Genomic DNA, 22,687 nt, shown 5'->3' on the forward strand with positions numbered 1-22,687 from the left:
CTCCAGACATCAGAAAAACTTTGTCGAATTAGAACACATCGTACATCCGGCATGGAGCTCACGAAGATCTCTCGACCTGTCGGTTGAGCTTACTTCACTTCGCAGAACGTACACTCGATATCCATCGGGCCATTGTTCTCGACTCCACCAGTGGTTTGGCCGAGTCGGAGTCCACTCGTTCTTCAAGGTGTAATCCCTGGCTAGAAAATCTGCGAATTCCGGCCAGCGCTCGAGCTTCTGATAGTTCCCTGGACCATCGATGTGGAGCCATCCGCTGACCACAATGACCTTCGGAGGATTGCTGGTAATCTCGTGGAAAAAATGCTGACGCGTTGAGCGGATTACAGCCTTCGTCTCGGGACCGAACAAGAGAAAATCCGATAGGACTCCGGTAGACTGCACGATGCGCATCTTGTAGAGTGTCGTGCCACACCCTGAGATCGAGTCGATACATTGGATATTTCCAGATAGCTTTGAGCCACCCAGTTCGCTAAGAGTCTGCTCCAACGATGTGATGAAATCGGCATGTCGCGCGTATCGGTGAATGAGAACGATCGATGTTGGGGCTATGACAAGTGAGCCTGTGATGAGCCCGATAGCAGCCAGCGCCGAACTACATCTGTCGATGCGACCTGAGTGGACTCGTAATGCAGCCGTGAAGTCTATCGCGATCAAGGGCAGAAGAAAGGCCAATAGTGGATAGCGATAGTAAGGATATCCGCGGGCCTGCACGACATAAGAGAGAAGCCCGAATGCGATTCCGCACAGCAGAGCAACACGCTCCCAACTGAGTTTCGGCCTTCTGATTCCAATCAGCACGAGCCATATCACCACAATGGACATGAGCGGAGAGATACTGTGCGATAGTAGAAACCCTGGCGCTTTATGGCCCAGACTCGCATAGTATGGAACGATTCCCGATAGCCCTTTGATGTAAGCGCCAAGTGCGTCTTTTTCAATAAGAAAGCCAAGAGCGATCAACGGACCTATCAGGAAAGCCGACGATGCTACCAACACACAGGATGCAGTCGGTTGCGCTCGTCTGCGCAAAGTCACAACCGCCAATATCAGCAAAGCCGCACCAAGAGGCAGGATTGTGGGCTTGATCGTCGCGGCAAGGCCAGAGAAGAGCCCAAACAGCACGAAAGGCCACCGTCGGTTCTGGCGAACACCTGTGAACAAAAAGGCTGTTCCAATCAACAAGCAGATCGACATGGTCAGATCGCGCTGCCCTGCCTGCCCCAACCCATCTCGTCCGTGCACCAGAATGAATAACGAAGCAGCAAACAAGCCCGCGAACCAGTCCGGAAAGGTAATAACAAAGATCGCTGCTGCAGCGAAACCCATCAGGGCGAAGTCAAAGAGCCTCCAGGCAAGCTCTCCTCCGCCCAACGTGTGCATCACGGCCCACTCGATGATGTACACGCCCGGCATATTCATATCGCCAAGATCGCGATAAGGGGCCATGCCGTGATCCATAAGGAAGCAGATGTAGTGGATAAGACTGGCGTCACCCACCAGGGGCCACTTCCAGCTCCAGAGGAAGAAAAGCAGCGTACAGATCACCAGGCAGCAGGCAAGGACCGGTCTCAGAGCCCGATCAGCCCACTGCGTTGTGAGACGGCCTTCCATGGACGCATGGTAGCTCCCGCTCTATCAGGAAGTCCGCCTTTTTTGCACGTACAGTTAACGATCAAGGGGCGCGGTCCTCAATGTGACCGTGTCCCTTTCGATCTTTGTGCGCTAGAAGTTGAAAGATGCCTGCAGCATGATGCGGCGGACTGCAGTCTGAGAGCTGAATGGACCTGTCGCCAGCGTCGTGAACTGACCGAATCGTGGCGAGCTCAAGCTGCTGGTCGGAGTCCCATAGGGCACCATATTGAAGAGGTTCATCGCCTGCGCCCCCAACGTGAACGAGTATTTATGACCGGAGTTGGCGCCTCCCATGCCCATGGGTCCGAATCCGCGTCCACCGCCGCCACCGCCACGCTCGCCTCCCCCGCTGCGCCTGCGGCTGTCAGGACCTTGACCCTGCGCTGCCGCCGCACCGGTCCTGGCCCCAAATCCGAACACCTTCGACAGACGCAGATTGAAGGTTGCGTTCGCCGGACCTGTGCAGTAGTTGATTGGCACTGAGGTCAGACTCCCCGTCTGCGTGGGGCTGAATGCAGAAGAGTCCCGGCAATTTCCGCTTTCGCCAGTGGCGAAATAAGGACGCGCGTTATAGATCGACGACCCGAACGGATCAAGTCCGCTGGTGAGGTTGTACGGCGTTCCCGCCTGTGCAATGACGAATGGGCTGGCTGTGATGCCGTACCGGAATTGCATGCTTCCGCCCACAACTCCGAACTGCCGTCGTGCGAAGGTCGCCCGGCCATAATCGACACGTGTGTCGGTATTGCTCGTTGGGAAGAAGGTGGCTCCAGAGGTATTTGCGTCAGCAAAGCTCAAGGCGTAGAAGCCGAAGAGGTTGATGCCGTGGATTCGCGAGTTTCCGTTCACCATCAGCTGATTCTGACGGTAAACGCCTCCCGACTGGAATTGATAGTTGTAGGGCGTTCCAGCGGAATCGGCATTGTAGAAGTTACGGCTCAGATATTCATGTACGCCGCGCGCATTCAGATAGTTGACCGATACGGTTCCCGCACGGCCAAGCTGCTGATCGATTCCAACCGCAGCCTGCAGCGTGTACGAGCTGCGAATACTATTTCCGAGCGTATACAGCGTTTGGCGGCTCGGGGTCGTCGATCCACAGTGCGTCGTATCCGTTGGGTTGCACGCAGTCCCAGGATTGATGAACGTTGACCTGACCTGGGCTGTGCCATCCAGCTGCTGCGTATTCATGTAGTTATCGAGCGAAAAGCGATCGTAGAAGATTCCGTATCCGCCCCGAATCACCGTAATAGGCGACTTACCCTGTCCTCGCGGTATGCCCCATGCAAAAGACACACGTGGAGCGAAATCGTGGGCACTATTGATCACATTCTGTGCTTCATAGCGGACGCCAAAGCTGATCGTCAGGTTCTGCTTCGTCTTCCAGTCGTCCTCTGCATAAAGGCCGATATCGTTCAGGCGTCCGTTAACCGTAGGTTTATTGATTGCGGTGATCGCATACTGACCTGGATTACCGCATTGATAAGACGAGATGGTGCCGTTCGCTTGATCGCATGGCGTCGTGGTCTGCTGGCAGTTCGATGGCCGCTTGATATTGGGGTTCGGGTCGGTGCAAGGGTCAAGCAGGTAAGAATACGTAAACGTACCGTTGGCTCCTTGGTACGAGGTCAGCGACTCCCCAGTCGTTCGGAATCTTCCACCCAACCGCAGGAAGTGCTTCTCCAGAGCGACCGAGGTGTAGTTCTGGATCTCAATGTGATTCGCTGTGCTCCGTTGAATTCCCTGGCTGGATCCGCCCGAGGTAAAGATACCCTGAACCGACAGGGTTGGCGTTGTGCTCAGTGGATTCTGGGAAGAATACTCCCGCTGGTACTCAAATCGAGTCTCGTTGATTACGTGCGAATTGACGATCTGTGTATCGCTGATCTGAATCGTATGTTCGGTCGCATCACTGTTATATCCCGCATCAGGCAGCGTTGTATTTCCGATGCCGTTGTTCTTCGAACCGTTAACGTAGTACTGGTACCGGACCGTCAACGTATTCTTGTCGCCAAGGGCGAAGTCGAAGCGTGGAGAGATATCGCTTCGGGTCTGCGGATGAGAGACCGCGCGCGCTGACTCGGGATAGGACGGATAGTACGCACAGGTCCGATCGCCAGGCAAGCAGGGCTCGGTCGCGTCTGCCGAGCTGGCGTAGAACCCACCGGGGTTAACAATGGAGTTGTCCTGGATGTCACGATGGCCGCCGCTGACCGTGAACGAAGAAAAGCGGTTGATCGGTCCGCTGATGCTGCCGATCATAAAGATCGTGTGATAGTCAGGCTGATCGTTGCCCGCCCCCAGGAATGGATTGGACGTATTGAGAAATTTGTCGCCACCCTGGATGCTGTAGTTACCGTGAAATTTGTCGGTACCGGGCTTGGTAAAGACCTCCACACGACCATAGCCAAGCTTGTCGTATTGGGCTGAGAACGGATTCTGATTGATGCGGATCTCTCGAATCGAGGACTTCGGCGGAAGCTGTCCGCCCGTGAATCCATCAACGTAGATCTGGCCTCCGCTCGGACCCGCCGAGGGTCCTGCCAGCGCAGAAAGCTCCGACGACAGCTCGTCCGGGTCGTCTGATAATGCCTCCAGATCCTTACCCTTGATCACCGTCGAGCTCGCATTACTGTCGGAATCAACACTGACCTGCTGATTCTGCGCCGTTACTTGAACCTCCTGCGACTGAACCTGCAGCGCCATTTTGATGTCCAGGGTGAGCGCTTGCCCCGGATTGATACGCACTGCTTCTCGCACGAAGGTGGCAAATCCCGTCATGGTGGCGGTCACGACGTACGTTCCGGGTGCCACCCCGTTAGCAGTATAGGCACCGTCTGAACCCGACTGTGTAACAACCGTCTTACCCTTCGAAGGAGTAAACGTAACGGTCGCCCCAGGGATTACAGCCTCATCTGGATCGGTTACCACTCCGTGTACGGTGACACCTGCCGGCTGCTGTGCTCGCATCGTAAGAGATGTCAAGGCAAACAAAAAAAACAAAAAGAACTTCCATGGCCTACTCTGTCTCATTCCTTCTCCTCAAACCTGATCACTGAATCGATCTGCCTCGGGACTTTACTGGGGACCGGCCCCACCCTCTTCGCCCCCGCCGCCGCCACCACCCATATTCCACGGCGAAAGTGTCATCGCTGCACTTCCCTTCGGGGTCGCCGCCAGGATGGGCTCCACACCGGACAGCATCGTCACCGCCGTAACCTTCTCGCTTCCCGCGGAAGGCTCCGAAGCCACAATCATTACGGCATCGCCCACCTTAAGATCTGATAGAGAGTTCGTCGGAAGCCGTGAAAGCATCTGCGACAGGTCTCCACCGGCGGAGCGGCCGCCCGCTCCCATCCCACCGCCTCTCACGGGACCCCCTGCAGGTGACGCTTGTCCACCTCCCGGTGCTGCGGGAGAACCAGCCTGACCAGGCTCCGCCGAAGCCGCTCCACCCCTGGCCCGGGCTGCGAACCTTGCCGCCATCTCGGGCGACAACTTACGAAGATCAGAGTTTGCGGTCACCGCGACCGTCATCAACTTCTTCGTGGCAAGGTCCTTCAATGTAAGCGTTCCGGCAGCCGGGTCGATAGTGGCAATCGTCCCCGCCAGATTTTTGAATGCTCCGCTGACAACATCTTGTGCCTGAATTGTCAGACCATCTGCAGACTTATCTCCGCGCACCCGAAGCTGATCACCCGTCTGGATCTGGTCCAGGGTACTGGGCTTCGCATCCTCGAACTTGATGGAATCCGCTCCATAACGCCGGAACTTCGTCGACGGCGTCGTATCTACCTGGATCTTCCTGCTTCCGGAGGAGATGGTGATGGTGGAGCCGCTCACTGAGCTCACAATGCCCCCGGAACCCCGCTTCTGCCAGTCTGCCTTCTCGGATTCATTCTTCTGGGCGATATCCATCGACTTCATCAGGATTACTCGCGCGGCGGTCAGTGAACCGTCATCTGCGGGCTTACCCACCACTAGAACCCTGTCACCAGCCGCGATATCTCCTAGTGTGATGGACTGAGCGGACTTCAAATCTGTGCTCCCAGGAGCCAGTTGCACAATACGTGCCCCCTCGGCGATCGTCACGCTTACCTGGGCCCCTCCATCGAGAGCCAGCGTCAGCGTGTTCCCGGATACCGCTTTTACGGTTCCGATCTGTCGTCCGGCAGCAGGAGCTGGGGCTTGGGCGAAGGCAAAATATCTTGGGCTTGGGACTGCGGCCGTCAGAAGCATGGCGACAGCCAATGCCGCCCCGCGGACTCTCGTATCTATGCGCATCTCATCTGTCCATTCCTGCAAATAACCGGGCGATTCGCTTCTACGAACCTGGCGAGGTGACCGCCCAGATGTACCTTGGAGCTGTACATGGAAAGACGACGCCGAATTTCAAAAGTTTCCGGACAGTGACGAGATTCAGATCCGTATCGGAGAGGTAACCTGCAACTTTCGTGGACTTGGGCCCCGGGTCTTGTCGTCTCCTCCTTATACGGAGGAGAGGATTGCCACTCGCGATGGGGGGAGGTTCAGATTTCCCGCATCCAGGCGAACGTCGTCTTCTGATCGAAGCACCATCGTGTAGCTTGCGCAGTCGTCAAAACTGACCGGTGAACTTCCCAGATTCAAAGCAATCCTCAAGGTGCTTCGATCCATCACCAACCATTTTCCCTTCTCATCGAAGCGTACGGCTACATGGCCTAGTTCACCTTCGCTCAGACATTTGGATTCCCGGCGGAATGCGATCAGACTCTTGCACCATCTCAGCATCTCAGCGTGACGGCCCTCGCGGACCTCGTCCCAGTTCAGCTTCGACCTTTCAAACGTGTCCCTGCTCTCAGGATCCGCCACCTCTTCCGGGAGCCACCCAAAGGCCGCGAACTCCCGCTTGCGACCCTCCGAAACGGCCCGTGCCATCTCCTCCTCCTCATGATGGGCGAAGTACTGGAAGGGAGAAGATGCAGCGAACTCTTCCCCCTGAAACAGGAGTGGGACGAACGGCGAGGTCAGGACGAGTCCCAGAGCAGCCTTTGCCCTATCCAGGCCGACGATGTGTTCTAAACGATCTCCCGTGGCCCGATTTCCAACCTGATCGTGGTTCTGGATAAAGCCGACGAAGCGATGCGTGGAGAGGTTCTCTACTCGTCGACCATGATTGCGATGACGATAGTAGGAATACATGCCGTCGTACACGAAAACCTGTGTCAGAGCCTTGGCGAGGCGCTCCATGGATCCGAAGTCGCTGTAGTAGCCCTTCCCATCGCCTCCAGGGTCCAGCACCGTGAACAGAGCGTGGTGGAAATCGTCATTCCACTGAGCATCCATTCCATAGCCGTTTGCCTCGCGCTGCCGGACCACTCTTGGATCATTTAGATCGCTTTCCGCTACCAGCACGAACTGTCTGCCAAGCCGCGTCGAGAGATCCTGGACCTCCATCGAAAGTTGTTCCATAAAGTGGATTGCTGAGCGATCGACATACTCGTGGACTGCATCCAGGCGCAGACCGTCTATGTGGTACTCCTCCAGCCACATCAGCGCGTTGTCACAAAAGAATCGCCGCACCTCATCGCTCTGTGCGAACTCGAGATTTACTGCATCGCCCCACGGGGTGCAGTGATTGCTCGTAAGATAGGGACCGAATCTTCCCGCATAGTTCCCTACCGGCCCGAAGTGGTTGTAAACAACGTCCAGTAACACTGCCAGCCCCTGTGCATGACAAGCGTCGACGAGCCGCTTCAGGCCATCAGGGCCTCCGTAAGCTTCGCGTGCGGCAAACAGCGCCACACCGTCGTACCCCCAGCCGAAATCCCCGGGAAACTCCGCGATGGGCATGATCTCGACGTGGGTCACTCCAAGTTCAGAAAGATGAGGAAGCCTCTCGATGGCGCTGTCGAAGGTACCCGCCGGTGTGAAGGTCCCGATGTGCAACTCGTAGATGATGGCGCTGGATAAAGGCGGAGCATGCCATCCCTGATCCTTCCAGGCAAAATCCCCTGTGCCGTAAACCCTAGATGCTCCATGGACGCCGTGGGGCATCCAAAAAGCTCGCGGATCGGGATACGGCGTAGTGTCGTCGTCAAGGAGGAAGGAGTAGTCCGTTCCGGGACCAGCTTCGTCTACCTTGGCGCTCCACCATCCTCGATCCCCAACCTGACTCATCGCGTAAGCGGCTTCACCGATCCGTACCGCTACCTTTTGGGCTCGCGGAGCCCAGACCCGAAACTCATGCATGCTCAGCCTCCCGTACCAGTAGTGCCACAGGGAAATCGCGGAGAAGGTTCTTGAGAGCAACTGGCCCGCCCCTGAATGAGGCACCGGTCAATTGATCTTTCCAGTCTCCCTGCGGCAAAAGAACTGTAGTGTCGCGCCAGGCGCCACCAATCTTTGTCGTCCATCTCGGCACAACCGTGACAACGGAATCTGCACGCATGAACGCTATAACGTGGTCCCATCTAGCTCCCTCGACGGTGAGAGGGATGTACGCCGCTTCACGACCGAACCACTCCGGATGCTCCCGTCGAAGCAGAAGCGCGCGATGCACCACCCACAACTTCGGCATACCGTCCTCAGATCGCGCGAGAATCTGCGAGGCCACATTAGGACCTGTAAGCTGGCGTAACTCCGTCAACATGCGCCTTCGCCGTTCATAATCTACCGGTCGGCGATTGTCGGGATCTACCAGGCTCAAATCCCACACCTCCGTTCCCTGGTAGAGATCCGGAACGCCGGGCGCCGTATGCTTTATCAGCGTCTGCGTAAGCGAGTTGATCCTTCCCGCTTCCTTGATGCGATCCACAAATTGCTCGAGATCCTTCAGAAAGGGAGGGTGCTCCAGAGTCTTCGCAATAAACTCCAGCAGCGCATCCTCGAATTCCTTGTTATTCGCGGTCCAGGTTGTCTGAAGCTTTGCCTCACGCGAGGCCTTTATCATGTAACCCTGCGCCCGCTCGACTGTGATGGGCCATGCGCCGATCAACGTCTGATAGTAGAGATACTCCGTATTCGGATCGGGCATGGAACCTGTCGCTGTTTTCTTACGAAATCCGGCATTCATGCGCGACCAGCGATAGATTGCCGTCCCAAATCGAGGTGCAACCTCACTCAGCACAGCCAATCTGGCTCGAACATCGCCGCTGCGCTTGGTGTCATGTGTGGCAAGGGCGGTCATGGTGTAGGGATGAGTCGCCTGCATCTTCTCGCAGTACGCATGGAAATCTTCCACGCTCATCCCATCGTTATCGGGATCAGCTCCGACCTCATTCATTCCTGAGAGCCGGTTATAGCAGTACAAGACCGTATCCTCGACGCCCTTGGCCATCACTGGCCCGGTGAATTGCTGAAAGCGCAGTACGAACTCACTTTCTCTTGGACCTGTGACGACCATCGTCAACACGTCACGCAAAAAATCGAAGAGTCCACCGTCAATATCCTGGCGCCGCGCCTTTGCGCACTCCGTTGCAGCCGCGATGTGATCGCGGTCCTCATCCGTGATTTCGTTTCGCTGAGGTACGACATAGGTACGGTAGATGTCGAGACAAGCCGCCACCTCGCGGATTGCCCTTCGCATTTCGGCTTGCGTGTAGTCCCGCTGATCCCGATTCGACTCACATATCTCGACAAAGATCGAGGTTAGACGATTGACATCGCTTCCTAAAGCTTCCTGCGAGACATTGATCTTTTTGTCGTGCGCCAGAGTGTCGTAGTTCGCCAGGCTTGCTGCCATCTCTTTGCCCAGAAACTGCTGATAGATTCCGGTAAGTTCAGTAAGTCCCTGAGGCCACAAGAGCACATTCCCAACGGCATTCATGAAGTCGTAGCCGGTCGTTCCCTCAATAGGCCAGTTAGTGCGAAGAAACTCTCCGGGTTCAAGAATCTTCTCTCCTACAATCCACGCATCAGGAGCACGCAGACGCAGGCGCTGAAAATACTCCAGAGGATCACGGAGACCATCAGGATGGTCCACACGCACACCATCAAGGACCCCACGCTCTAACCAGTCCAACACCAGCGTGTGCGTCTCTTCGAAGACATGCTCGCGCTCAACCCGAAGCCCCACCAGGCTATTCACATCAAAGAATCTTCGATATCCCAGCTGCTGCCCAGAGGTCTTCCAGTACGCGAGACGGTAGTTTTGCTGATTGAGGAAGTCATCCAGGAGATCTTCGTTCGAGTTCAGCCCCTCAAGAGCCCGGTCGATGCCGTCGCAGACACCCTGCTCTTCGCCGCAAAGTCTCTCCAGCAATCCATAGAGCACGGTCTTGTCGTTATGGAGCGCAAGTACCTTCCGCCTGTCTTCGTACTGAGGAGAGGGCAATCGCCCAAAGGATGCGGCCAGGAAGCTCAACGTTTTGGACCGGGACAACTCGGCCGCTTTCCCCAGAATCGTCTGCATCGACTGGGGAGCCACAGGCATCTCCTGGCCCGATGCCTCTACTTGGAAATTGATACCCTGCCGGGAGACGCGAATGCCACCCTGGTGCAACACTCGCCCATACTGGTCTGCCAGAATCGGAACGAGAATCTTGTCTCGGAGCCTCTCTTCCATCGGCTGCCAGTCGATGTCGAAGAAGGAAGCGTAGCGGCTGGACGCTCCGTTCTCCAAAACATCCCACCAGTAGCGATTCTCTTTCCCCAGTGACATGTGGTTCGGGACAATATCCAGCACCTGCCCCAACTTGACCTCTGCTAATCGCCTGCAGAACCTCTCGTGCGCCTCTGCTCCGCCGAGTTCCTCATTGACCTGCTGGTGCGAAACCACATCATAGCCGTGGGTACTTCCGGGAGCCGCCTGGAGATATGGCGAACAGTACACATGGGAGACACCCAGGTCGCGCAAATAATCTGCTACGGACGCAGCATCATCGAACGTAAACTCCTTATAGAGCTGGAGACGATAAGTAGAGATGGGCACACGTAGCATGGACAACCTTGTTGAGTAAAATGAAGGATGAAGTGAAATCAGGGTTCAGCGTTGTTGGCACTTACCTCCTTAGAGACCGGACCTACTGTGAGAGGTTGTACCTTGTTTCGATGTCTGCCGGATCTGACCACCGCAATAGGGAGGTTACTTCGCACCTCTCTGATTGAGCACCAGAATCATCGTGAAGAAACGCGCAGCGCTCCTGACCATCTGTGAAATCTTCCCGAAACACACAGCACCATCCGCCCTCTGTGCAGCGCAATCGACGCCGAGTACACCACCGCTTCACTCTTGCCGATGCCAATTGGCGGACGCCGGAGGTCCGTTTGGATTTTCCACGATGAGGATGAATGCCATGGGGCCAAGCATCTACTAGGCGGCCACAACGCCGGGCGGCCCCCATAGCGTGGCACTCCGACCGGGACGCCGGCTTTTCTACCACCAATCCCGTCCCGCTCAGCTTCCCAGTAGTGATGGATCCCGCTGGGGCTATCAGGCGGGAAACGCCGAAGACGCTTGCGCTTATACTTTCTCTCGACTCGAGCTACAATCATCATCGGCTCCCGCCAGATGATCTTTTGCGAATTCCCACCGTGAGGTTTACCTTTGCCTCCCGTCAGCATCTCACTTAGAAAACGCCTGAAGCCGGAAGGCGGACCAAGGATAGCTGCAAAGCAACGATGGCTTCTTCGCCGATCAATACCGCCACCGCAAAACCAGACACCGGCTCACTCGTCGGAACAGGGGTGCTGATCCATCTCAGCACCATCTCCCCCGACACTCTCGAACTCACCTTGTCGAATCTGGCCAAAGCATTCGTCAACGAACCCGTGCTCGTGGCAATTCCGGAAACAGCGGGCGCAAATTTAGCAGGCTCGTTCGAGTCGCTTCGGCTGCTGCCCTACACCCCCGCAGCTGTTTCCAGCACCCCCTGGGTCCATACTGCAGCGGATTATCTCAACACCTTCAAGCTGGCGCAGGAACACAATTCCCCGGCCTGCGTGCTGCTGGGGGCAGAATCCCAGACCATGCTGCCCGAGTCTATTCGTAGCCTTGCTCACGGCACGCTTTCCTCCCCCGCCGACCTCGTCGTCTCTCATTACCACCTTGGAGCACGGGAAGGCCTGGTCAACTCCGCTATCCTTTACCCGCTCAGTCGAAGCCTCTTTTGTGCGAGCCCGCGTTTTCCGCTGGCGATTGACGTGGGATTATCTCCCCGCATGGCGGAACATCTAGCTACAGCCTCGCAGCGCTTCACAGCAGCGAATCAGGAAGACGCTCTGCTCTGGCCGGTCTCCGAAGCAGCGACCAACGGATTCAAAATCGTGGAGGCGGACATCCCTTCCCGCGTGGCTCCCCAGCCAGCCACACCGGATTTGAATACATTGCTCAACCAGATCCTCAGCTCCTTCTTTGCCGACATCGATGCTCGAGCATCGTTCTGGCAGCGCATGCGCTCGACAGTTCCACCCCGCACCGTGACAGAGACATCTGTTCCAAGTGAGCAATTCGACGTTACGCCCATGTTGGACTCCTTCCACCTGGCATACTCCAATCTGCACGAGATCTGGTCCCTTGTGCTTCCACCCCACACACTTCTTGGGCTTAAACGCCTTTCGGTCATGCCACGCGAAAGCTTCCGTCTAGCCGACAACCTTTGGGCGCGAATCATCTACGACTTTGTCTTGGCGTATCGTCTGCGTACGATCAACCGTGGCCATCTGCTTGGCGCATTGACGCCGCTATATCTTGCATGGGTCGCTTCGCACCTTATCCTTGTTCAGAGCGGTGTTGCTCCTGAACAACACATTGAAGAAGTCGCCCAGGCATTCGAAACTGATAAACCGTATCTTGTGTCACGCTGGCGTTGGCCCGATCGTTTCAATCCGTAGCCCCGCCGTGTATACAACCGCGTAAGGAGATCTGCCCATGTGGCAACAAGTCGAACTCGCCCTGAGCCAATCAGCCCACCGGGCTCTCGTCACACTGGCCAACTTCCTCCCCGGCCTGCTCGCACTGCTGCTTGCCGTCATGATCCTTACCGCGATCGGGGCCATTCTGGCGGCCTTGCTGAAACGACTTCTTACGGCCATCCGTTTTGACGAAAGACTCTCAAAGAACTCTCTCGTTCCGCTCGACTGGGCGCCATCGCACGGCCCTACTCTGCTTGTTGCGCGCGCCGTCTTCTGGGCCAGCGTCGTACTCGGATTCCTTATCGGAATCTCTGCCTTCGATGCTGCTTATGCGGGCAACTCCCAGATGTCGTTCTTTCTTCTTCCCTACCTCACGCATTCCGTAGGGGCTATCATCCTCTTCATCGCGGGAACGCTTCTGGCGCGCTTCCTTGCCCGAACCGTGCTGATTGAAGCGGTAAATGCGCGCCTTCAGTACGCTCGTTTTCTCTCCGTAGGAGTGAAATGGCTGGTTCTGGTCTTGACTGCAGCTACCGTGCTCGATCACCTCGAAATCGGGGGAATGGTCGTTGATCTTGCATTCGGCATCCTCTTCGGAGGAATCGTTCTTACCCTCTCACTCGCCATCGGCCTGGGTTCACGCGACATTGTCAGCCGTTCCCTTGAGAAGAATGTAGATACGGAAGTTCTGCCGCCAGACCCGACCTACAAGGCCCAGCCTACGGCCGAGACGCTGCGCCACTTCTAGCTCCGGCTGAGCCACCCAGACCCATCCCGGGGAATCTCGAATCAGCGACAGATCAGATCACAGAGTGCTATTTTCGCGTGATAATCTTCACTTTCATTGTCGAAACGCTATGATCCTCGGCATGCATTTTTGCCTGCCCTTCTGTTGTGCATTGCTTCTCAGTAGGCCGGTCCTGAAAGCAGGCTGCGCTGCGTCGACTGATAGAAACCGAATACTGCTACGCCGATAAATCCGAGCAACGGCACGATATAGCCAAGCGCCAGGCTGCCTGTCTGTCTTGCAATCAGTCCAGCAATCGGAGGAAAGATCGCTCCTCCTACAATCGCCATGACCAGCATCGATCCGCCAAGCTTCGTGTTGCGTCCTAGCCCTTTCAGGCCGAGGGCGAAGATCGTCGGATACATGATCGAGATAAAGAAGCCACTCGCCACCACCGCCCAGGCTCCGACCATCCCGGGACGCAGAACCACGATCAGCATCAGCACCGTATTACATACGCCATAGATCCCAAGCATCAGGCTCGGCCTCACATAGCGCATCAGGGGAGTCGATACAAATCTCCCGACCAGCATTGTGATCAACACAGCCGTCAGGTAATGCGCAGCCGTGCGTTCACTCGCAACCGTGTACTGTTTCATGTAAGGGATCAGACTGCTCCACGACGAAATCTGGGCGCCTACATTGCAGAAGTTCGCCGCCACTGCAATCCATATGGCCGGGTTGCGCAACAGCTCAGCAAAGCTTCCATGATCTTCGCCAGCCCCTTCATGCTCCGACTGAATTACTGGAAACTTGGTTCTCGACAGGATCAGCGCACAAAGCAGAACGACGACGCCGAATGCCATGTATGTTGGGACCACCCGCATGATCTCACCATGCAGATAGCTGTGATACGTGCCGGCGACCTTCATCTGTTCGATATCGGCGGGACCAGGCTCTACTCCTGAAAAAATAAAATACGTACCGATCAGAACACCGACGACCGTTCCGGGAGGATTGAAGGCTTGCGAAAAGTTCAGCCTTTGCTCCGACGTCGCAGGATCCCCAAACTGCGCAATAAAAGGATTGGCTGCCGTCTCCAGGATCGACGCTCCGCATCCGACCGTAAACAGTGCGATGAGGAACATGGCGTATTCTCCCCGCACAGCCGCCGGAAGAAACAGCAACATCCCCAAGCCGAAGAGTACAAGACCGGTTACCATCCCTGCCTTGTATCCCCATCGACGCATGAGTAGCCCGGCAGGAATCGCCATGCAGAAATAGCCGAAGAAGTTCGCCGTCTGAACTAGCTGTGCGCTGAACTGCGAGAGTTCCAGCGATTTTTTGAACTGCTGTACCAGGATGTCCGTGAGGTTATTCGACATCCCCCACAGAAAGAACAACACCGTCACCAGCACGAATGGCAGCATGTGGCCTACAGGAAACAGCGGGTGCTTCCCTCCCGTTTTCCCTGAATTGCTTGATGTCCCAATCGGTGCTGAGATCTGCATCGGTTCTCCGTTCTGTAGAAGCTGCAATCCTGTCTCCGCGAGAGATGCTACATGCTCCCGCATATACTTTGCTTGGATATCTCAAGAGGCAACTACAACCTGTACACCTGGGTTGCATTCCCTCCGAAGATGGCTTCGCGCTCCAGCGTGTCGTAGCCGGCGAAATACTCCTCAAGCAATTCGAACCACTGCGCATAGCCGCACGCCACCAGGCATACCGGCCAGTCGGATGCCGCCATCACTCGTTTCGGTCCGAAGGCTTCCATCACCACATCCAGATAAGGCCGCATCGCCTCCAGCGTCCAGTCGAGCCAGTCAGCTTCCGTCACCATACCGGACAGTTTGCACGCAACATTTTCGCGCTTCGCCAGCTCGCGGATCTCTGTCGCCCAGGGCTCCAGAACACCTTCGCGGATTCTCGGTTTAGCGATGTGATCTAAGACGAACTGCTGCTCTGCGTGCTGGTCGACAAACCGGATAGTCTGCGGCAGATGGCGTTCATAAATCAGAATGTCATAGACCAGCCCCGTTCCGGCCATCTGCCGTATCCCGCGATTGAAGTCCTCTCGCAGCAGGTAATACTCATCCGGCTCCCCCTGGACGATGTGTCGTAATCCCTTTAGCTTCGGCCTCTGGACAAGCTCTCGCAGCAGCTCAGCAAATCTCTCTTCCACAATTGGAGCCCAACCCACCACCCCGAGAATTTTTTCGCTTTTGTCTGCCAACTCCAGCACCCAGTCCGTCTCCTCCAGAGTCTGTCTCGCCTGAACCACGACTGTTCCGTCTACACCGGCAGCGCGCATCTCGCCGCTTAGATCGGCAGGCAGGAAGTCTCGCCGTAGCGCGGCCATTTTGTCGTCAATCCATCCATATTCGTCAGCCGTGTATCGCCATAGATGATGGTGAGCATCAATTCTCTCCGCCACGCCGCGCTCCTTTACCTTTGCATTCAAAACTATACTTCCAATCATGAAAGAGTCGCCATCGGTCCCAATCCCAATGTAATCCTTTCTCTTTCATCCATTCGGGATTAACATGGCTTCGCTCTGGGTCTTAGTTTGGGCATCACACTCCAGATGGAGGAACTTGATGGCGCCGAAGAAAACTTCCGCTCGCTTTTCCGCACAGCAACGCATGCTTCTCCCCGGCAGTGAGAAAGCTGCCGCACCTGGCGCACCCGCCACTCCCGCACCTCCTTCCAGGAGGATCACGATATCGGTTATCGTCCGGCGCAAGAAACCTCTCGGCACCGCGCATATCACCGGAAAGCAGCGCCTGACCCGTGCGGAATTTCGCGCAAACCATGGAGCAGATCCAGAGGCGGTACGACTTGTCCGAGCCTTTGCGAAAGAATACGGCCTCACCGTGCAGCCCGGAACTCCCGCACCCGGCCGCCGAACCATCAAGCTGACCGGCACCATCGCTAACTTGCAGCAGGCGTTTGGCGTCTCCCTCATGCACCAGACGGTAGGAACCAGCCAATGTCGCGTTCGTGAGGGCGGCATTCACATTCCTGAGGAGCTGGCAGGCTATGTCGTCGCCGTTCTTGGACTCGACAATCGGCCACAGGCTCAACCACATTTCCGAATTGCCGGCCCGGAAGGAGGAGCGGCTGCTCGAGCAGCCCAGGGCCAGGGCTTCGCGCGCCCTCACGCTAATGCTGGGGTCTCTTACACTCCTGTGCAGGTTGGCCAACTCTACGGGTTTCCAGCGAACGCGAGCGCGACAGGCCAGACCATCGCGCTCATTGAGCTTGGAGGCGGCTTCCGCCAGGCTGACATCACCGCTTATTTCAAATCTCTCGGTCAAACACCTCCGAAGGTAATAGGGGTATCGGTATCCGGTGGCAAAAACTCCCCCGGCGACGCCAACGGCGCCGACGGTGAAGTGATGCTCGACATCGAAGTTGCCGCTGCTGTCGCTCCTGGTTCACGCGTCGTCGTGTACTTCGCGCCCAATACCGACCAGGGCTTTGTCGATGCAATCGCCTCCGCAGTCCACGACACAACCTACAAGCCCAGCGTCATCTCCATCTCATGGGGAGCCGCCGAGACCAACTGGACGGCTCAGGCGATGAACGCGCTGGACGCCGCCTGCCAGTCGGCAGCAGCCCTTGGCATCACCATCACCGTAGCCTCTGGAGACAACGGCTCTTCCGACGGCGTAACTGACAACGGCAAGCACGTCGACTTCCCCGCCGCCAGTCCCCATGTACTGGCTTGCGGCGGAACTCGGCTGGCGGGCTCTAATGGAACCATCACCTCCGAAACCGTCTGGAACGACCAGAACGATGGAGCCACCGGGGGAGGGGTGAGCAATGTCTTCAGTCTTCCCTCCTGGCAAAGTAAAGCCGGTGTTCCCAAACCCACAGGTCAGACCGGAGGACGGGGCGTCCCGGATGTCGCAGGCGATGCCGATCCTCAGACCGGATATACCATTCGCGTGGATGGACAGACCCTCGTGATCGGAGGGACAAGTGCCGTCGCCCCCCTCTGGGCCGGCCTTATCGCTCTCGCAAATCAGCTAAACGGCAAAGCTGCCGGTTTCATCAATCCAATCATCTATACGGCGAAGGCGAAATCAGCTTTCCGGGATATCACGCAGGGCAACAACGGTGCCTTCAAGGCCCGAACGGGCTGGGATGCCTGTACCGGTCTTGGATCTCCAATCGCGCCGAAACTCATCTCTGTCGTCGGTTCCACCTCCAGTTCTGGAGGGAAAAAGTCGAAAGCCGTTCCACGAAAGGCAGCAAAGAGCACACGCTCTGCAGCAGAACGTAAGCTTCCCGGTAAACGCAAACCACCAACCCTGACTCTGAAGCGCGGCAAGACCACCTCGAGGTGATCCCTGTTCACAAGTCCACCTTCACGCGAATAGTAAAAGGAGCCTCGGCCATGGCAGACAATGGCCGAGGTTCGATTCAAAATAAACTTCGCGCACGACTCAGATCCTCATCAGTATCGATGTCGAGATCCCCGCCTTCAAGCTCCACCGACTGAGCCTCCTTCAGGAGCGCTCGCGCACCCTCATCTCCTCGGAGTTCTGTCAGGTCGGGGAAAATCTCACGGGGAAAATACGCCGGAACTCCGCGCCTGCCCGCATAGGCCGATGCCGTAACCCATCGAGTGCTCATAAGAAGACGAAGGTGCTCTGGTGTAACTGCAGGCATGTCGCAGGTCATTACGATGCAGCCTTCCACGTTCGGATCCGGATCAACACTACGGATGCCTGCAGCGAGCGAAGTCGCCATCCCCTCGCTCCAATCTGCATTCATCACAACTGCTGCATCTTCGAACGAGCATGCGCTCATGATCTTGTCCGCGGAAGCTCCCAGCACCAACACTATTCGTTCACAACCAGCCTCCCGGCTTATGCGCACGGCGCGCTCTACGAGCGTCTCGCCCTCCAGACGGATAAGTTGTTTTGGATAACCCAAGCGGCGCGAAGCTCCAGCAGCAAGCACGATCGCAGCGACGCTCAAGATGCCAGATCCACGGCGCATTGCTGCTTCAGGTAGCGATCGAAGCCACCTTCTTCCACAAACCGCCTCACCGTTTCGGGAGTAAGACGACGCGAGGCTCCCATCTTGCCCATACACATCGCCTGCGCCTCCGACATCACCGCAAGAGCGATCGCCTCCGGCCCCTCGCCCCCGAGATCGAGCCCCACAGGAGCCCAGATCCTCTCGCAGCAGGTCTCCAGCGGAAGCCCGGCCTTCGCCGCCGCCTCGCTTACCAGCAGCGAGCTCCTGTGACGCGCGCCCAGAAGTCCCAGATACCTCGGGGCAACGGGAAGCAATGCCGCCAGAAGTGCGCGATCCTGCTCGTAGCTGTGCGTCATCAACACAACCGCATCTTCACTACTGATCCTGAGATCCTGGACTTGGTCGGCACTGAGTACTACAACCGCATGTGCGTCGGGAAATCGCTCTGCTCTTGCCAGCTGCGAACGACCATCAGCTACCGTTACTTGCCAACCCATCATCGCAGCCATCGCAACCAGCGGACGCGCATCATCACCCGCGCCCAGCACGAACAGTCTCTGCGGCCCTCTAAGCTCTTCTACAAATCTGCCTTCATAAGTCTCTTCAGGCCTAAGTCCTCGAGCACAACTCAGCTTCTTCTCTCCAAGCCCCTCACTCGCAAAGATCAACTCTCCGTCGCCAGCCAGAACAGCCCGCCGCAGAAGCTTGCCCTCTCCGGGAAGCCAGGTCACGACCGTGGCGCACTCTCCGGAGAGCGACCGTTCAGCAGCCGCAAGCAGAGCTTGACACTCTGGAGTATTCACAGGCTCCAGTAATAGATCCACGACCCCACCGCAGCCAAGCCCGTACGGCACCTCGTCGGTATCGTCAAACATCGTGGAGTAGCGTTCCACGACAGCGCCAGACCGCACTTTCCAGACCGCTTTCCGAAGCACCTCAGCCTCCAGGCAGCCGCCGCTGATCGTACCGGCGTATTCACCCGAATCAGCTAAGAGCAGTCTTGCACCTGGGCGGCGGTAGCTCGATCCCTCAACCTGGATCACCGTCGTCAGCACACGGGCTGCCCCTCTCTTCCAAAGTCCGATGATCTGTCGCCGTTCCATCATAGGGAGAGATTAGTCCTCGACAGCCTCACTCGCCACCCACTCTAGCTCTTCTCAGAAAACGTGTGGATCCCGCACTCGAGCTTCTTCCCACCCCATCGGCCACTACGAGCATCCGCACCGACCTCCGGAATCGCTGTGCAGGGCGCACACCCGATGCTTGTATATCCACGCGCATACAGTTCCAGCTGCGGAATCTCCTCGCGCTCCGCATAGGCCGTCACTCGAGCCCAGTCCCAATCTGCCAGCACGCTTATCTTCTTCAGCTCTTTGCCAGTAGGAGTCCTGTGATCCTCAACCTTCTTCAGGTTGGCGCGAGTCGGCGACTGCTCTCGTCGCAACCCGGTGAACCACCAGTCATATGGCTCCAGAGAGCGCATCAGGGGTTCCACCTTGCGCGCCTGGCAGCACGCCGTCGGATTCACAATATTCAAAATCCCGAACTGCCCCTCGAACTCCTTCACCGTCGTCGTCGGTAACGCATTGACGAGATTCAGTTTCCACTCCTTCACCAGCCGGTCGCGATAAGCGATTAGCTCAGGAAAGTGATAACCCGTCTCCAGAAAGATCACCGGAACATCCGCAATATGCTTGCGCAACATATGCAGCGCCACCATATCCTCGGTCTGAAAGCTTGAGGTCAGGCAGACCGAACCCTTCTCCGCGGCTTGCGCGATCTGTGCCACCAGGTCTTCTGCAGTCAATGCTTCGTAATCTACCGCCGTCTCCGTCAAGCTCATATCCGCACCCCTGCCACCCGCAGAATCTCGTCATCCTCTAATCCATCGCCGACCACAACGTCACCCTCAGCGAACTCCCGCACGCTGCGCGCAACGCCTGCGAGCGTATCTGCCGAGAGTTTTCGAGCCGTGATCGCAGTCACCCCCGCCATATCCAGGGCTCGGACAACCGCCGTCAACGCATGGTCGCTAATGAGCGGATCGTCAATCAAAACGGCGCGTTGCCCTCTTGCTTCCATCGCATCGCGCAGGCGCTCTGCCAGTTCGGGTCGACCCGACACAAACACCAACGCTGCCTGAGAACCATGTTCGCCTGCAGTGTCTACTCCGTCGACGATCATCGCTGCGCCTACCGTTGCATTCGTCAGGCCATCGATCAGAATCAGCGAGCCTGTCGTCCTGCTCTCCGCATAGGGATCGAAGAACAACGGCAGATTCGTCTCCAGCTCGACCTCGGCAATCTCATTCATTGCCAGATGATCCGCCTGAGCGTGTTCCAGGGAGTTCACGTCGACCCGATATCGAATGGCCTTCACAGTAGCTCGCACGGTGCGGGTGGTGTGCTTGGCAACGTACGTCCGGCCCACCACAAGAGGCTCCTCGTGCATCCAGACCACCATCGCGCGCAGACGTCGCGTAATCTTCGGCAGCCCGGCAACGCCATCCTGCCCAACCGCCACCAGCATCTCACCGCGGCTAAGATCGATCTCGTCTTCAAGCTCTACCGTGATGCTCTGCGGATGCGCCGCTGCTCCAAGATCGCCATCCCAGGTCACAATGCGGCGAACCGTCGTCTCTCGACCCGATGGCAACGCCATCACTCGCTCGCCCTTGTGCAACACACCTCGAGCCACCTGGCCAGCAAAACCGCGGAAGTTTGCATCAGGTCTCGACACCAGCTGTACCGGGAAGCGCAGCGGCCCGTCATGATCGCTCACAGCCAGCGGAACGATCTCCAGAAACTCCAGCAGCGTAGGCCCGTCATACCAGGGCATCTTTGCGCTCGGAGAGACGACATTGTCGCCTTCCAGCGCGCTTACCGGAATCACCGTTACACTCTTCAGGCCCAACTCTGTGGCGAACTCCAGAAACTCCGAGCGGATCGAAGCAAACGTCGACTCCGCATAGTCCACCAGGTCCATCTTATTGACGGCAGCCACCACGTGGGGAATTCCCAACAACGCCGCGATATAAGTATGCCTGCGCGACTGCGGTAGCAGCTTGCCTTCGCGCAGATAAGCCTTCGCATCGATCAGCACCACCGCGACATCCGCCGTCGATGCACCCGTCGCCATATTGCGCGTGTACTGCTCATGGCCCGGCGTGTCGGCGATGATGAACTTCCGCCGTGAGGTTGAAAAGTAGCGATATGCCACATCGATGGTGATACCCTGCTCGCGCTCTGCCTTTAGACCATCGGTCAGCAGCGAGAGATCCACGTGACCATTTGCCGCCCGGTTCACACGGCTCTTCTGCACAGCTGCAAGCTGGTCCTCGTAGACACTCTTGGTATCGTGCAGCAGCCTTCCGATGAGGGTGCTCTTGCCGTCGTCCACACTTCCGGCCGTCGTAAAGCGCAGCATCTCCTGGCCAAGATGCGCTTCCAGAAACTCTTCGAAATTCTTTGTCGCCGTCGCACTCATCAGAAGTAGCCCTCCCGCTTCTTTACCTCCATCGAACCCTCTTCATCGTGGTCGATGGCCCTGTTCTCACGCTCGCTTCTCCGGAAGGTCAGGAGCTCTTCAATGATCTTGGGCAGCGTATCCGCCTCACTTCGCATCGCGCCCGTGCAGGGAAGGCAGCCAAGCGAACGCATCCGAACCTTCTCCATGCGGACCTCTTCACCGGGCAGCAGCTTCATGCCTTCCTGGTACAAGGTCATCTGTCCGCCGCGCACAATCAACGGCCGCTCCTGGGCGAAGTACAACGGAACAATCGGAATCTTCTCGGCATACAGGTAGAGCCAGATATCCAGCTCCGTCCAGTTCGACAGCGGAAACACTCGTATACTCTCGCCCTTCCTCAGGCGCGAGTTATACATGCTCCAGAGCTCAGGCCGCTGGTTCTTCGGATCCCACTGCCCCGCCGCATCGCGGAAGCTGTAGACCCGCTCCTTCGCTCTGCTCTTCTCCTCATCCCGCCGCGCTCCACCAAAAGCGGCATCGAAACCGCCCTCGGCCAGGCCGTCCAACAGACTCCGCGTCTTCAGCAATCCGCAGCAGTTCTGCGTCCCCAGCGTGTAAGGATTCGCTCCTGCCGCAATCGCTTCTTCATTTCTATGAACGATCAGCTCCGCGCCTATCTCTTTGGCATACGCATCGCGAAACGCAATCATCTCCGGAAACTTGTAGCTGGTATCGATATGCAGCAGCGGAAACGGAATCTTCCCCGGATAGAATGCCTTCTGCGCCAGCCGCAGCATAACGCTCGAATCCTTGCCGATCGAGTACAGCATCACCGGTCGCGCAAACTCCGCCACCGCCTCGCGCAGAATTGCGATGCTCTCGGCTTCAAGCGCCTGAAGATGATTCAATCTCACCGGCGAGAGAATCGTATCCGAGTCAAGAGCAACTGTCTGGGTCATAGAGAGGTCACCTTCCGGAACTGCTCGAATAAGCTTCGAGAATCCGTTCTGA

At 57.1% G+C, this 22,687-nt stretch carries 15 protein-coding genes; 3 read left to right on the forward strand and 12 right to left on the reverse strand.

Annotated elements, in window-relative coordinates; all coding sequences use genetic code 11:
• Positions 1-9: 9 nt before the first annotated feature.
• The 5 genes from JAO29_RS00195 to treY all read right to left on the reverse strand — a co-directional run bounded on the left by JAO29_RS00195 (position 10) and on the right by treY (position 10,573).
• Positions 10-1,632, reverse strand: coding sequence for an ArnT family glycosyltransferase (locus tag JAO29_RS00195; protein WP_334266150.1), 1,623 nt, complete (start codon positions 1,630-1,632; stop codon positions 10-12).
• Between the two features lie 111 nt (positions 1,633-1,743).
• A complete protein-coding gene (locus JAO29_RS00200; protein WP_334266151.1) occupies positions 1,744-4,686 on the reverse strand; it encodes a TonB-dependent receptor in 2,943 nt (980 codons plus the stop codon).
• Between the two features lie 45 nt (positions 4,687-4,731).
• Complete coding sequence (locus tag JAO29_RS00205) at positions 4,732-5,937, reverse strand: DUF5666 domain-containing protein (protein WP_334266152.1); 1,206 nt, start codon at positions 5,935-5,937, stop codon at positions 4,732-4,734.
• Between the two features lie 204 nt (positions 5,938-6,141).
• Entirely contained in the window at positions 6,142-7,884 is a 1,743-nt protein-coding gene (treZ, locus tag JAO29_RS00210; protein WP_334266153.1) for a malto-oligosyltrehalose trehalohydrolase, read from the reverse strand.
• On the reverse strand, positions 7,877-10,573 hold the full coding sequence (gene treY / locus JAO29_RS00215; RefSeq protein WP_334266154.1) for a malto-oligosyltrehalose synthase: 2,697 nt from the start codon (positions 10,571-10,573) through the stop codon (positions 7,877-7,879). The genes treZ and treY overlap by 8 nt, the downstream gene beginning before the upstream one ends.
• A gap of 680 nt (positions 10,574-11,253) precedes the next feature.
• On the opposite strand from treY, the gene JAO29_RS00220 reads away from it, so the two are divergent.
• Together JAO29_RS00220 and JAO29_RS00225 are read left to right on the forward strand one after the other, a co-directional pair.
• Positions 11,254-12,465: a hypothetical protein gene (locus JAO29_RS00220; RefSeq protein ID WP_334266155.1), complete on the forward strand. Its 1,212-nt coding sequence runs from the start codon at positions 11,254-11,256 to the stop codon at positions 12,463-12,465.
• Between the two features lie 37 nt (positions 12,466-12,502).
• Complete coding sequence (locus JAO29_RS00225) at positions 12,503-13,234, forward strand: hypothetical protein (RefSeq protein ID WP_334266156.1); 732 nt, start codon at positions 12,503-12,505, stop codon at positions 13,232-13,234.
• Between the two features lie 158 nt (positions 13,235-13,392).
• Here JAO29_RS00225 and fucP read toward each other — a convergent pair whose 3' ends face one another.
• Together fucP and JAO29_RS00235 are read right to left on the reverse strand one after the other, a co-directional pair.
• On the reverse strand, positions 13,393-14,724 hold the full coding sequence (fucP, locus tag JAO29_RS00230; RefSeq protein ID WP_334266157.1) for an L-fucose:H+ symporter permease: 1,332 nt from the start codon (positions 14,722-14,724) through the stop codon (positions 13,393-13,395).
• Between the two features lie 92 nt (positions 14,725-14,816).
• Positions 14,817-15,677, reverse strand: coding sequence for an amidohydrolase family protein (locus tag JAO29_RS00235; protein WP_334266158.1), 861 nt, complete (start codon positions 15,675-15,677; stop codon positions 14,817-14,819).
• A 136-nt stretch (positions 15,678-15,813) separates the two neighbouring features.
• Here JAO29_RS00235 and JAO29_RS00240 point away from each other — a divergent pair, with 136 nt between their 5' ends.
• Positions 15,814-17,568 carry a S53 family peptidase gene (locus JAO29_RS00240; RefSeq protein ID WP_334266159.1) on the forward strand — a complete coding sequence of 585 codons (1,755 nt, stop codon included), beginning with the start codon at positions 15,814-15,816 and terminating at the stop codon, positions 17,566-17,568.
• Between the two features lie 76 nt (positions 17,569-17,644).
• Here the strand turns inward: JAO29_RS00240 and JAO29_RS00245 are convergent, their stop codons facing one another.
• Genes JAO29_RS00245 through cysD form a run of 5 tightly spaced genes read right to left on the reverse strand, consistent with a single transcriptional unit; the run spans position 17,645 to position 22,635 of the window.
• The gene (locus tag JAO29_RS00245) at positions 17,645-18,226 is read right to left on the reverse strand and encodes a nucleotidyltransferase family protein (protein WP_334266160.1); all 582 of its coding nucleotides are present in this window, start codon (positions 18,224-18,226) and stop codon (positions 17,645-17,647) included.
• A complete protein-coding gene (locus tag JAO29_RS00250; RefSeq protein ID WP_334266161.1) occupies positions 18,202-19,314 on the reverse strand; it encodes an XdhC family protein in 1,113 nt (370 codons plus the stop codon). Before JAO29_RS00250 ends, JAO29_RS00245 begins: the two co-directional genes overlap by 25 nt.
• 41 nt (positions 19,315-19,355) lie before the next feature.
• On the reverse strand, positions 19,356-20,051 hold the full coding sequence (locus tag JAO29_RS00255) for a phosphoadenylyl-sulfate reductase (RefSeq protein ID WP_334266162.1): 696 nt from the start codon (positions 20,049-20,051) through the stop codon (positions 19,356-19,358).
• Complete coding sequence (gene cysN, locus JAO29_RS00260) at positions 20,048-21,694, reverse strand: sulfate adenylyltransferase subunit CysN (RefSeq protein WP_334266163.1); 1,647 nt, start codon at positions 21,692-21,694, stop codon at positions 20,048-20,050. Before cysN ends, JAO29_RS00255 begins: the two co-directional genes overlap by 4 nt.
• Positions 21,694-22,635, reverse strand: a complete 942-nt coding sequence (cysD, locus tag JAO29_RS00265) for a sulfate adenylyltransferase subunit CysD (protein ID WP_334266164.1) — start codon at positions 22,633-22,635, stop codon at positions 21,694-21,696. Before cysD ends, cysN begins: the two co-directional genes overlap by 1 nt.
• Between the last annotated feature and the right edge of the window lie 52 nt (positions 22,636-22,687).

Source organism: Edaphobacter sp. HDX4, assembly GCF_036877565.1.
In the GTDB taxonomy this organism is placed as follows: domain Bacteria; phylum Acidobacteriota; class Terriglobia; order Terriglobales; family Acidobacteriaceae; genus Edaphobacter.